8 protein-coding genes are annotated in these 13688 nt (G+C 35.7%); 7 read left to right on the forward strand and 1 reads right to left on the reverse strand.

The window, feature by feature from the left end; genetic code table 11:
* Nucleotides 1-73 precede the first annotated feature (73 nt).
* The 7 genes from A8L32_RS13960 to A8L32_RS13995 all read left to right on the forward strand — a co-directional run bounded on the left by A8L32_RS13960 (nucleotide 74) and on the right by A8L32_RS13995 (nucleotide 12424).
* Complete coding sequence (locus A8L32_RS13960; protein WP_066631392.1) at nucleotides 74-3232, forward strand: SusC/RagA family TonB-linked outer membrane protein; 3159 nt, start codon at nucleotides 74-76, stop codon at nucleotides 3230-3232.
* A 102-nt stretch (nucleotides 3233-3334) separates the two neighbouring features.
* Nucleotides 3335-5236: a RagB/SusD family nutrient uptake outer membrane protein gene (locus A8L32_RS13965; protein ID WP_066631395.1), complete on the forward strand. Its 1902-nt coding sequence runs from the start codon at nucleotides 3335-3337 to the stop codon at nucleotides 5234-5236.
* Between the two features lie 86 nt (nucleotides 5237-5322).
* Nucleotides 5323-7038, forward strand: a complete 1716-nt coding sequence (locus tag A8L32_RS13970; RefSeq protein ID WP_066631396.1) for a hypothetical protein — start codon at nucleotides 5323-5325, stop codon at nucleotides 7036-7038.
* A 1381-nt stretch (nucleotides 7039-8419) separates the two neighbouring features.
* Nucleotides 8420-9145, forward strand: coding sequence for a DUF6261 family protein (locus A8L32_RS13980; protein WP_066631398.1), 726 nt, complete (start codon nucleotides 8420-8422; stop codon nucleotides 9143-9145).
* Between the two features lie 210 nt (nucleotides 9146-9355).
* Complete coding sequence (locus A8L32_RS13985; protein ID WP_066631399.1) at nucleotides 9356-10192, forward strand: T9SS type A sorting domain-containing protein; 837 nt, start codon at nucleotides 9356-9358, stop codon at nucleotides 10190-10192.
* A 56-nt stretch (nucleotides 10193-10248) separates the two neighbouring features.
* A complete protein-coding gene (locus tag A8L32_RS13990; protein WP_066631401.1) occupies nucleotides 10249-10575 on the forward strand; it encodes a hypothetical protein in 327 nt (108 codons plus the stop codon).
* 262 nt (nucleotides 10576-10837) lie between these two features.
* Entirely contained in the window at nucleotides 10838-12424 is a 1587-nt protein-coding gene (locus A8L32_RS13995) for a sulfatase-like hydrolase/transferase (protein ID WP_066631403.1), read from the forward strand.
* 107 nt (nucleotides 12425-12531) lie between these two features.
* Here the strand turns inward: A8L32_RS13995 and A8L32_RS14000 are convergent, their stop codons facing one another.
* A complete protein-coding gene (locus A8L32_RS14000) occupies nucleotides 12532-13674 on the reverse strand; it encodes a serine hydrolase domain-containing protein (protein WP_066631405.1) in 1143 nt (380 codons plus the stop codon).
* Nucleotides 13675-13688: the final 14 nt, after the last annotated feature.

Here is a 13688-nt window from a genome sequence, read left to right on the forward strand (position 1 = left end):
TATTTTTAACAAACGATAACAATTAATCTAAACAAAGTATTCGGGTTTAATTGAACTTATTAAAAACAGAATAATGAAGAACGAAAATCTTAATCGAATGCGGGTTCAATCTGGGAAATGGCTTTTGCTGTTTGTCCTTGGACTTTTTAGCATGGGAGCATTTGCTCAACAATTTAATGTAAATGGAACAGTTACTGCGGTGGAAGATGGATTACCTATTCCTGGGGTAAGTGTAGTTGTAAAAGGAACTGCTATTGGTACTATTACCGATATGGATGGTAAATACCATATTAAAGCTGAGAGAGGAAATGTACTTGTATTCAGTTTTATCGGAATGCAATCTACAGAGGTGAAAGTAACAGGTAAAGTGCATAACTTAAATATGAAAGGCGACCTAGTAAGCCTAGATGAGGTGGTTGCTATTGGTTATGGTGTACAAAAGAAGAAAGAGCTGACAGGAGCAGTTGTTCAGGTAAAAAATGAAGATCTGGCAAAAACTACAACTTCAGATATTGGTGCTGCTTTGCAAGGGCAGATTGCGGGGGTAAGTGTTACCTCTAATAGTGGTCAGCCGGGTTCAGAGGCAGGTATTCTTATTCGTGGTTTCTCTTCTATAATGGAAGGTAATAACCAACCTTTATATGTAGTGGATGGAATTCCTTATGATGGAGATCCAAAATTATCTATCAGTGAAATTGAAACAATGGACGTACTTAAAGATGCAGCTTCGGCTTCTATTTATGGTACACGTGGTGCTGCTGGTGTAATTTTAATTACTACAAAGCAAGGTAAAGCGGGTATGATGACTGTGTCTGTAGATAGTGAGTATGGATTACAGCACATTACTTCAGGTGTTGATTTGTTATCTGCTTCAGAAACTGTTTATGTAGATTTAATCCGTTCGGAGCAAGGGATTACGGATGATAAAACCTTGGCATCTTTAGAGCATAATATTTCTAGAAATAGAGATCAGTTTTCAAACAATACTAATTTAGAAAATACCATTCAAAACGACTGGGCTTCTATTCAAAACCATAGTATTAATATCTCTGGTGGTAAGGAAGGTTTAAAACACAATTTTACCATGAATTATTATAACCAAGAAGGGGTTATTATTAATTCGAAGTATGCCAGGTTTAATGCCAGAGCCAATACCATTTTTACTAAAGGAAAGTGGAAGATTAACACAAGTATTGGTTTTAGAAGAGATGAACAAGATTATGCTTCAGGTGGTATATTAAACTGGGTATACAGATATCCTGCTTATAGAGAAGACATAAATTTAGATGATACCAGTGCTCAAGCAACATCTGATGATGATAACAACGAGGCCAATAGAATTGGTTCGGTTGCTAAGCAACTTTTAAGAACAGATGAAAGAGTAGGAAATAATCATTTTGGTAATGCGCAGTTTGAATATAGTGCTACTAAGGATTTAAAAATTACTTTCCGTGGAGGAGCTAACTATACAGATAATACACGTATAAAAATTGTTCCAAATTTTGTGGTATACAACAGTAAGGGTGAATTATTACCATCAACACCTGCGCCTTCAAATCAAACCATAAGCGATACTTATAGCAAGTACACAGGAGAGGCCATTGTTAGTTATAATAAGAAGTTTAATGGAGGACATAAACTTAACTTAGTAGCTACAGCTTCACTTGAAGAAACAAGCTTCTCTTATTTCTGGGCAAAGAAAGAAGGCCCGGTTAGCGAAGGTATTGATGTACTTGACAATTACTTGTTGAATGCAACTGCAGGATCTGATAACAGAGATTATGTACAAACCTTAGTAGGTAGTTTGGTTAGAGCACAATATAATTATAAAGGTAAGTATTTAGCTAGTGCAAGTGTTCGTAGAGATGGATCTTCTCAGTTTGCTGAAGAAAATAGATGGGGATTTTTCCCTTCTGCTTCTGTAGGTTGGAATGTTTCTGATGAGAGTTTCTGGGAGCCTATTAAAGGCGTGGTAAATACTTTTAAAATTAGAGCGAGTTATGGTAGAACAGGAAACGATAGATTTACCAGATATTCGTACAATGCAGTAGTAGACCCTAATAATCCATACGTATGGAATTCTGGTGATACTGAATCGTTAGCTTCAGGTAGTGCTCAATTAAGATATGCTAACCCGCTTGTAAAATGGGAAACATCTATTGAAGAGAACTTAGGTTTTGATTTTTATTTATTCAATAATAAACTATCATTCTCTGCCGATTTATATAATAGTTATAAAGAAGATCTTTTATTTGATGTAATTGCGCCTCCTTCGGTAGGTGTATCTGGTGGCGATAGCAAGGTGGTAATGAATGTAGGTAATATGAAAAATAGTGGTGTTGAATTAACCATGAATTACCGACATAAGAAAGGCCCTTGGGAATGGAATGCTGGAGTTACATTTACGAAGAATAAAAATGAAATTACCAAAACAAGTGAGTCAAATCCATTTATCAACATTGCGAATAGTTACTACTCTAATAGAGCGACAAGTGATGATTTAGTTTCGGTAATTACAGAAGGATATGAGGCTGGTGCGTTTTTCGTATTGCAACAAAAAGGTGTTATAAATACACAGGAGCAATTAGATGCTTATAAAGCAACTTTAGATCCTAGTGAAACGGTTAGGTTAGGAGACTTAATGTATGTGGATCAATTAACCGTGGATACCAATGGTGACGGAATAGCTGATGCAGGTGATGGATTCATCAACGAAGATGATAGAGCTTATGTGGGTAGCGGACTAGCAGATTTTGAGATGGGACTTAACTTTGGAGCATCTTATAAAAATATTGATTTCAGTATGCAATGGTTTGGTTCATATGGTTCTGAAATTATGAATGGTAGTAAAGCTTATGCATACCAATCGGGAACGCATAAAGACTTATTATATGGCTGGACACCTCAAAATACAAGCACTACTATACCTGCATATAGAGGAGCTCAGAAAAATACGGATAGTTATAGAGCAAACTCTGACTACTACATGGAGGATGGATCTTATATTAGATTACGTAATGTATCATTAGGATATACCTTGCCTAAAAGCATGCTAAGTTCTGTTGGTATTCAATTCTTAAGAGTGTATGTAGCTGCCCAAAATCCATTAACCATCACAAATTATTCAGGATTCGACCCTGAGATTGGTGGTAGTATTAGTAAAAGAGGTTTAGATAGAGGTGATTATCCAGTAACATCTCAATATAGAATGGGACTTCAGTTCAAGTTTTAAAAAATGGTGAAGATGAAACAACCTTTGATAAAGTGTTCTCACGAAGAACGATTGTTATAAGGAGTTCCATCGAATTTATTTAAAAGTTAAAATTATAATGAGATGAAAAAAATAGTTAATAATATATTTTTAGGACTTACGCTTTGTTTGGCACTTGCGCTAAGCTCCTGTGAGGATTTTCTTACACAAGAAAACCCCAATGCAATAACAACAGACCTGTACTGGGCTAACCCAAATAATTTAAGTGCAGGTTTAAACTCTGTGTACAACTCTTTTAAAAACGTTAACGGAACTCTTGTAGTTGATGAGTCTTCAAGGGCTGATTTACAATATCCAGATCAGGACAGACCAACTAGAAAGGTTTTACCTTATTATTTCCAGACTTTTAATAATAGTGATAATCTTATTAAAAATAAGTGGGCTGCATATTATAAAGGTATTTTTAGAGCCAATCAGGTAATTGAAGCATACGAAAATGTAAAAGCTGATTTATCTGGTGATAATGCGGATAGAGCATTATCCGTTTTTGCACAGGCACGTGCCTTAAGAGGATGGTTTTATTTTTCGTTACACAATATTTATAATAAAGGGGCTATTCCTTTGGTAGATTTTGTTCCTATTGACGAAGCAGGTTTTCATAATGAAATTGCGTCATCAGAAGATATCTTAAAGTTTTACAGAGAAGATTTGGAATTTGCTTTAGCAAATATTCCAGCGGATGTTGATGAAAATGAAAAAGGCCGATTTACAAAAGGTGCATGTGAAGCCATATTAGCTAAAAGTTACTTGTATGAAGGTAATTTTACTGAAGCAGCTACAAGGTTAGAAAGAGTAATGGATTATGGATACGCTTTAATGCCAGACGTAGGTAGTAATTTTACTACAAGGGATGAATTTAATGCTGAGTCTATTCTTGAAATAAATTATACCATTAATATAAATCAAGAACTCTCAGGCGACGAGAATTTATACAATAATTTAAATGGCCAATATGGTGGTGTAGGTGCATGGGGTGCAAAACCTCCGCTTTCTTGGTTAGTGGTTGCTTACAGAAATGATCCTGTAGATCCTAATGATCCAGTTAATGTAGTTAGTTATACCGATGAAAATGGTAATGTAACGTCTAAGCTTAGAACATTTAGTTTAAGAACTTCATATTCTATTGCCATGGCCGATGATGATGCTCCAAGTATTGGTTATTATCAAGCAGAGTATCCAGCTTTAAGTGCAGCTGCGTTCGGAAAAACTAGACCTGCACATTGGAGAAAATATACCAATTGGGATATCATCGATAATGAAAGAAACCTAACACCTCCTAACTTAGGGCGTTCAGGTGTAAATATCCGATTAATTCGTTTGGCTGATATATACTTAATGTATGCAGAGTGTCAGATGGAGTTAGGAAATATGGATGAAGCCATTAAGTATATCAATAGAGTGCGTAAGCGTTCGCATATTATTTTATTAGGGGATAGAGATGCTCCAGGTGCTGAGTATAATGACTTATCCACTACTTATGATAATGATAGGGATGTAGCGGATAGATTATATGCTAACATTTATGACGAAGAAACATTAAGAACGCACTTATATCATATTGAAAGACCTTTGGAATTAGCATTAGAAGGAAATTCGTTAAGAAATAATGATTTACGTCGTTGGGGTGTTAAAAAAGAACGCTTTGTAGATTTAGCAGCAAGAAGGTATAATATTGCTCACATATGGAAAAATACGATGACTGAAATAGGTACACATAAAACCTTCTGGAAAGCGGTTGTTACAGAATATGTAGAAGGAAATGAAGACCCGGATAGTCCTAATTATCTTCCTCCTTTTAATAATAACTCGAATAATGGCGAAATTGTTTTGGATGGTATTGTGACGTATCAATCCGTTGATCATAATGATTTGCAGGAAGCTGCATTAAACTATGATGAAGACAAGCATGCGTATTTACCAATACCATTGAGCGAAATTAACTCAAACCTTGGTTTAAAGGAGTAATGATCTTGTAAAGAGAGATTTTTTCAAATATAAAATCAACCATTAACTTCTTTTTTTTGAAGCTATTGGGGTTAAAAAATAGAAAAATGAAAACATTTAAATATTTAATAGGGATGTTCATCTTGGCTAGCGTATTTTTTGCTTGTGAAGATGAATACGAACCAGTGAGTGACTTCGCGGATGCTGGTTTTTATACAAGTTACGGAAGTCAAGTTGGCAGAAGCGCTGTTGTGGGTGACTATGCCGCTTTTATGGATATATCGCAAGGCGCCATATACCACCATTGGGCAGTTGATTCAGGTAATTACTTTTTAGAGGGTCCCATTCCTCGTGGTGTAGAGGATTTTACATCATATATTATGAATGAAGGTGATACTTCTATTCATGATATTAACGCAAATATCCTGTTTGCAAAAGGAGATACAGCTTTTCAAGTTCGTTTATTCAATGTATTTGAAGATTCTGTTGCTTGGAGAGGTGTTGACGAAACAACAGGATGGCCATACGAAGCTAAAAATCATTCGGCTGTTTATCATGAAGATGGCGAGTGGGCTGGTAAATGGGTTTTTGAATACAATATATTGGTAGATGTGTACGATACCATTATTACGGATATGGAATTACGAAACCAAGGCGTAGTAATAGACCATACTGTTGAAGGGGATACCGTTAAAATTAAGGCAGGTGAAGAGTTACAGTTTGCTGATTTAAGTGCTGAACTTGATAATACATCAAGACCAGATGGAACTACCTGGAGAATATTAAATGCTCCTGAAAATTCTGGCGAGAATGAGGTGTATACTACAAGCAGTAAAACGATAGCTGATATTACCTTTAAAAAGATGGGTAATTTTTATATCGAACTTACCGCAAAAAGAGAGGCTCAAGAAGGGCTTGTAGGGGATACTGAAACATACTTAGCACCTATTGTTATTAATGTGGCTCAGTCCGACCTTCCTTTTGAGCAGCAAGGTCAAATTCGTCAAAATAAAGACAAAACAGTTAATGTAATATTTAATGCTTTAATTGCAGATGTGATACATGATGATGCAAAAAACTTGTTTACGGTAAATGTTGAAGGTAACCCTGATCCAATTGCTGTAACAAAAGTAGAACGTGTTGAAAATAATCAAGATAATTTGTTATTAACATTGGCTGAGGAAATCTATTACGGAGATGTTGTAACAATGACTTATACCAAGGATGAAACTATTGGTATTACGTCGCAAGATGAAAGGGCATTAGAATCATTTACCGACGTTAAAGTATTTGTATACGACCCTAATATGTTAGATCTTACTGCTGCTAGTTTTGAGGATGCTCTAGGTGATTACTGGGCAGATCAACGCAAAGGAACAGGTACTGTGGAATATTCTACCGAACAAGCTGCAACAGGAAATCAAAGTATAAAAGGAGTAAACCCAGGTACAAGTGGTAATCAAATGAGATTTTCTAGTAATGCCGATGCATTATTAACCATTGAATCAGGCGTTACTTATACTGTAAAGTATAAAAGATTTTTAACTGCAGATACTGATTTAGCAGGTGGAGATAAATTTTATATTGGTGAAGGAGGAACTCTGAATGTAATACAAATCAACAATGTTGATAACTTATTAGATCCGGGTCAAAAGTGTCATTTATTTACAGGTAATCCAACCGAAGCTTGGTACGAAATGGAGTTTGAATGGACTGCTGATAAAGATTATGTAGGAGCTTTCCTAACAGTTCAGGTTAATCCTAAAGCAGGTACTTTTTACTACGACGATTTCTATATTTCACCAAAAGTGGAAAAACCATAGTTTATACAATTGTATATTTTAAATAAAGAGAGGGAGGCAGTTTGTCTCCCTCTCTTTATTACCCGCTATTGGGCAAGGACAACGCGTATTAAAAATGGAGCACACCATCTATGATAGAGCATCTGTAATAATTCAGAACATCTGCCTGATTTTGGTTGAACCAACCCCAATAGTATCCGAGTACCAAGCAGAATGCCTTGAGTCATCAGCACTCGTAAGTAAGCTCCAAACAAAACCAGTTGAACCATCTGCACGAGTGCACTACTTCCAAAGTAAAGCAGTTGAATCTTCCTCACAAGTAAACCACCTTCAAAGCAAATGAGCTGAAACATCAGCACAACTAAAGTATATTCAAAGTAAATACCATAAAGCTCCCACACATGTAAAAGTAGTTCTTCGCAAATAAAGAGGATGTGCTAAAGCGTTACATTGCTAACAATAGCACCCGAAACACCATGTGTTAATATGGCTAGTTTCAATAGAATATTGGTGTAAAACAGCCTTGCATGTTTACGTCATAACGTAATCCCAGCGTTGTTGAATATTTTTAGAACAATTAATTTTTATTTCTTCGACTCCGCTGGAGTCGTTTTATTAATGGATTGGTTTTTTTATAAACATGTGATGCCGCTGGCATCATCTATAATAAAAAGCTTTCAATAGTTTTCATTTAAATGGCTTAAACACTCCAGCGGAGTGTACTGTCTATAGAATCTAAGAGCAAGGTAAAGTGCAACTCCAGCGGAGTTGAATAAAATAAGTAAATACGTTTGTCGGTTAATTGCGAATCTTTATAGAAGAATAAAAAGCAGTCGGCTTGAGGCAAAAAATAGATATCTCAATTAATGAATAGTTTTACCGGACACTAAATATTTTTAGAACAATTAATTTTTATTTCTTCGACTCCGCTGGAGTCGTTTTATTAATAGATTGGTTTTTCTATAAACATGTGATGCCGCTGGCATCATCTATAATAAAAAGCTTTCAATAGTTTTCATTTTAAATGGCTTAAACACTCCAGCGGAGTGTACTGTCTATAGAATCTAGGAGCAATGTAAAGTGCAACTCCAGCGGAGTTGAATAGAATACAAATACTTTTTTATCGGTCACAGAAGATAGAAAAAAATGAAAGCCCGTAGGCTAGCGGCAAAGGGAATTATTCAGAATAAAATTGGGTTTGATTTGCCTACTCTCAGGCATTACGAAGCCCCAATTTTATCCCGTTTCTGTTACTGTAATCTATTCTTAAGCAATCGCTTTATTGGTTTCATTTGCAAATATAAAGGTTGGGGAGTATGAGCAATTTAGTTTAGTATATGTTTTATGTTAACAGATTAATGTCTTATATTAACAGGAGTTATCAAACGCTAATTTTAAAATTATGATGGAATCTCCAATGTTTTATAAATTTCACACCCGTGAATATTTATCCTTCAGCGATAGATCCATTCAGATCATAGGTCGCTATAATCCAGACGAGCTTGGAATAAAAGAGCCCGTTGTTAGGGTAAATAGCGCACATGAAAAACTGGGTGGAGCCTTAACTAAAGCTGTATCTACCGAATTAACAGCAGATGTTGTGCATGCCGAAGCAGGGCGCGATAATGCATTTTATTCAACTAAACATTATTTGCAAGCATGTCAAAAATATCACGATCCTAAATGGTCTGAGGCTGCCGATTTATTAGTGGCCCGAGTGAAGCATTATGGGTGGAGTATGCAAGACGAAAGTTATAACAAACAAAGTGCATTAACCATGAATTTGTTAAACGATGTAGAGCAAGTTGCAGAGTTTAGCGAGGCGGTAAGTATTATTCAAGGCAAAAGATGGTTTGATGGACTTAAGAAAGCACAAACTAATTTTGAGCAATCGCTCGAAGTGCGAACGCAAGCCAAAGCCAGTCAAGTAAAAATTAATAGCGACGAAGCTTGTAAAGAGTTACGTCAGGCTTACGAATCCTTATTTACTTTTATCGATGCTTTACAACTGGTTGCACCGATGGATGCGCGTAAACCACTAATTGATGAAATCAATACAGTAATAAAAGAATACAATGTCAATATTAAGTCGCGCTTATCGCGACTTGAGATAGATAACGAAGAATAAACAAGTATTAACTCAGTTTGATAACTATGAAAGGGAGGCATTATGTCTTCCTTTTTTTATGGGCTATAGTATTGTAATTGAGTAGTGAGTTAAAGCCTCCTGTTTAATGGGGGTTTGTATTATTACCCGTTTTTACAAACTGTTATTTTCCAATAAAGGCAACCTAGTCAGTACTTTAGTGGAAGTAATAATTTTTAAAAAATAATAGACATGAAAAAAATCTACTTTCTAATTTTAATTGCCATTGCGGTATTTACTTCAGGAATTACAGCACAAGTAACATCTTTATATGTGCAGGATTTTGAAAAGTACGTTGAAACATCACCAACAGCTGACGATTTAAAAATTACATATCAGAGTAATGATCCTGTTATAAGTAGTGTGGTTGATGCAAATAATAACCCAAATAGTTACCCTGTTATTGGGGATTATGGATTAAGATTTTATGCAGCTGTAGGATCAGTATTTACACAAAATATAAAAACCAAATGTGAAAATGCAGGAGCGGTTGATTTAGAACAGCAAGGTGTGTTACGTGGGAAAATGAAAATTTGGATTGAGTCTAACCCTGTAGCTTCAATAAAAATTGCATTTAATGATGGTCTTAATTTAATATTTGATATTGCAGGCAGTGTTGCCCCCGCAAATTATGGTTCATGGCAAACTATTGAGACAACAGGTACAAGAAGTGCTGATGGAAGTGGGTTCTTAGTTATTTTCAATACATCATCTTATCTGCCAGTTAATTCAGATGCTGATACTAGAACAGTAACAGTAGAAGATAGCGAATTTTATATTGATGATTTTGAGTTGGTGTATGATGTTGATGATAATCCAACAACGGATATTGATGATATCAAAATCAACAGTATTTATAACATTGGTTCTGCTTTGTACTTAGGTGTTAATACCGGTGATTATAAAATATATAATCTTGCAGGTACTCTAGTGCAGTCAGGTTTAGCTCAGGATCAAGTTGAACTTTCGTTGCCAAAAGGAATTTATATTGTAAAAGTAGGCGCTAGTACTGCCAAAATTAAGTTGTAATTATTACTTAGAGGAGAACGTATTTTAATGATTAAGAATCAAATAAACGGAGAAGGATGAAAAAATTAGTATTAGCATTGGTTTTAATGATTTCGATAAATGCATTTGCACAGGACTTAAAACCAAAGCAAAAACAAAAGGTAGAAGCTACTGTAGATAATATGGCTGAGGTTATGGAGCTTTCTGCAGATCAAAAGGCAAAGATTCTTGATATTAAAATAGAGCAAGAGAAAGAACGTATTGCCATTGTAAGCAAAACGGAAAAAGGAAGTGATGAACGAAAAGCTGCATTTACTGAACTTTACAAAAAGTATGGTAAAAAGCAGAAAGAGATTGTTACACCTGAGCAACAAAAAAAATGGAAAAACCGTCCGAAGGAATAGATTCCTTTAACATGATAAAAAGTTTATGGCTGTCTCAATTGAGATGGCCTTTTTTATGCTCATCGGGTATAAATAATATCTCCTATAGGGTGTTTTTAATAGCTCACTCCAGTTTTATTGTCTATCCCGTATTTTGCAATTGTTACTACCTCAATAAATTAAACACTGTCAACTACTTTAGATGATAATAACGAAGAACCATAATTATTCAGTGTTATACTCAAATAATTCTGTGGTTATTTAAAATTAAAATCAATTTAAGATGAGGAAGGTTAATCATTTATTATTGCTACTGGCTTGTATATTCATTACAAGCTCTGCATGGGCTAAAAAAAAGCCTAATGTTATTATTTTATTTGCGGATGATATTAGCGCCCGAGAGTTGCCCATCTATGGTAGTTCGGTATGGTCGCCACCCGAGGGCGGTAACACCTCTGACCCGAATTATAGAGCGCAGACACCAGTATTGGATAAAATGGCCAACGAAGGTGTATGGATGAAAACGGCTTGGTGTGCAACGGTTTGTTCTCCATCGCGTGCTATGATGATGACCGGACGATATGCCCATCTGCACAAGTGGTGGTTAAACGGCGACCTTGGAACAGAGTATTCACCTACAGGTAAAAAAACTCGACCTTGGCCTCTTTATGCCAGTTCTCCCTTACAATTAGGTCATGTAGCACAAAAAGCTGGTTATGCTACTTATTGGGCAGGAAAAACACAGATGAAAAATTCCGATCATACCAAGTTTGGTTTTGATGAGGGCGTATTTACACCGGGCGCTGAAGGTTCAGGAGATAACCCCAATACCGATTATGAAGTCATCTATAAAAAGGTAGATGGTAAGAAAGTATTGTTTAATATAGATGAGCAAAAGGCAGGCGGTCGTTTTCCTTTAAAAAGCTATTTCTGGAAACCCTCTGTTCAGTTAATGAATCACCCAGAATCAAAAGAACAATTTGAGTGGTGGCCTAATACACCAGAAAGTAAAAAGAACTTTGGCGACCATAGTTACGCGCCAGATATTGAGTTAGACTTTGTGTTTGATTTCATCGATCGTAAACATGATGAGAAAAAGCCATTCTTTATATATCATACCTCTCACTTAGGGCACGATTCTTTTAACTGGCATATTCCAGCATCTAAAGCAAAATGGCCTGGTACACCAAAAGTAGAATGGGAAGATGGTAAATACACGCGCACTGAACCCAAAGTAACGGGCGATAAAGGTGTTTACGATTTACACGGAACCATTACCGAGCCAGGCATACATCATCATATTAACTACTTAGATTATCAGGTTTGGTGTTATATGGAAAAGCTAAAAGCAATGGGAGAGGAGGATAATACCATTTTTATTTTTTGTGCCGATAATGGAACAAGTGGTTATGGTAAAAAGAGTCCTGATTGCCAAAAGGGATGTCATGTGCCTTTAATGATATACGCACCAGGATTTAATTTTACTAAAAAAGGAGCACAAGATGCTTTGGTTAACATGTCAGATATTTTACCAACTGTGGCTGAAGTGATGGGGTATCAATTCCCAACGGATTACGAAATTAATGGTGTTAGCTTAATGCCTTACTTAACTACAAAAACACAAGAGCATCGCGATTGGATTTATGCGTATCACAGCAATAAACAGTTAATCAGAGGAAGCAAAGTATTAAAAGATGGTAGAGGTAAATGGTATGATGTATCTAACGAGGTGGATGATTTAATTAGTTTTCCGGTAATTAAAGATTGGAGTACAGTATCAGAAGCACATCGTGAGGAACGTAAAAAGATGGAGGCAATTTTACCTCAGTTTGATGTGCATGACAAAGAGCATGGTGAACCAGCAAGGTAATGACCAATTAATCAGATTGTCTTCAATATTATCCCTGTATTGTTAAGGAGAATATAATATACAGATCAAGAGCGCAGTAGGAATTAAACTGCGCTCTTTGGTTTATGTTATTCTTTTAAATTCCAAATAGCTTTGGCGGTATTAAATAGCTTTCTGTTATTATGGTTGTCTAAAATAATAATAAACTTGTTTTCAGCTGGAATCATATGTATAAGTGAGCGATAACCAAATATTTCACCTTCGTGTCCAACAATTGTCATCGAATCAGTCCCATTGTCTACATTAATGATAGCTAAGCCATACCCATATTTAGCATTGTGTTTGGTGCTCATCATCTTTATACTCTCCTCACTTAATAAAGAAGCATCTAAAAAAGATTGGCACCATAAGGCCAAATCTTCGCAGGTGGAATAAATTGCTCCAGCAGAGTAAGCACACGAAGAGTTAATATACGGAGCCACTTGAAGCTTACCTGATACTTTTAAATATCCATAAGCCTTGTTTTTATAAATTTTTGAAGTGTTGTCGATACCTGAATTTGTCATTTTAAGAGGTTCAAATATCATGGTGTTCAATGCATCTTCATAACTCATTTGTGTGACTGTCTCTATTATAATTCCTAAAATAAAATAGCCAGAATTGGAATATTTAGCTTGACTTCCAGGTTCAAATTCCAATGGTAATTCCCAAAATACCTTCAAAAAGTTCAATGGCTTACTACTCTTGTAAAAGTAAGGTCTGGCTTGTGGTAGGTAAAAATAGTCTGGTATTCCCGATTCATGTGCTAATAAATGATGTATCGTAATTTTATTCCCATGTTCTTCGGGATAATTAGGAATATAGTCCTTAATGGTACTATTTAGGCTAATTTTTCCTTGCTGATGTAATAACATAATTAAGGCGGCTGTAAATTGTTTTGTGCAGGAACCTAATTTAAACTTCGTATTGGCTTGGTTCTTAATTTGCCACTCTTCATTAGCATATCCAAAACTACCTTTGTACTGGGTGTTTTTATTTTGCATAACAAGGGCACTACCATTAAACGTGTTGTTATTAAATGCCGTTTTAAATATCTGCGATGTATTTTGAGCCTTGGCTAAAGGTGTTATGAAACCTATAATCAAGCATAGAATAATGATTTTATTGGCGCCGCCAAAAGGTTTAATACCTCGAGGCTTGCCTCGTAAATTTAATTTGTATTCAAATTCATGCCTCTGAGCTTGCCCCGAGGTTGGTTTACTTGTATTCATATTGTGAGATTTTG

This window comes from Labilibacter marinus (genome assembly GCF_001659685.2).
GTDB classification, from domain to species: Bacteria; Bacteroidota; Bacteroidia; order Bacteroidales; family Marinilabiliaceae; genus Saccharicrinis; species Saccharicrinis marinus.

Bases quoted from the DNA above. Each gene is read 5' to 3' on its own strand.
- A8L32_RS13980 (WP_066631398.1), top strand. From the start codon at position 8,420: ATGATGGAATCTCCAATGTTTTATAAATTTCACACCCGTGAATATTTA.
- A8L32_RS13995 (WP_066631403.1), top strand. From the start codon at position 10,838: ATGAGGAAGGTTAATCATTTATTATTGCTACTGGCTTGTATATTCATT.
- A8L32_RS13970 (WP_066631396.1), top strand. From the start codon at position 5,323: ATGAAAACATTTAAATATTTAATAGGGATGTTCATCTTGGCTAGCGTA.
- A8L32_RS14000 (WP_066631405.1), bottom strand. From the start codon at position 13,674: ATGAATACAAGTAAACCAACCTCGGGGCAAGCTCAGAGGCATGAATTT.
- A8L32_RS13960 (WP_066631392.1), top strand. From the start codon at position 74: ATGAAGAACGAAAATCTTAATCGAATGCGGGTTCAATCTGGGAAATGG.
- A8L32_RS13965 (WP_066631395.1), top strand. From the start codon at position 3,335: ATGAAAAAAATAGTTAATAATATATTTTTAGGACTTACGCTTTGTTTG.
- A8L32_RS13990 (WP_066631401.1), top strand. From the start codon at position 10,249: ATGAAAAAATTAGTATTAGCATTGGTTTTAATGATTTCGATAAATGCA.
- A8L32_RS13985 (WP_066631399.1), top strand. From the start codon at position 9,356: ATGAAAAAAATCTACTTTCTAATTTTAATTGCCATTGCGGTATTTACT.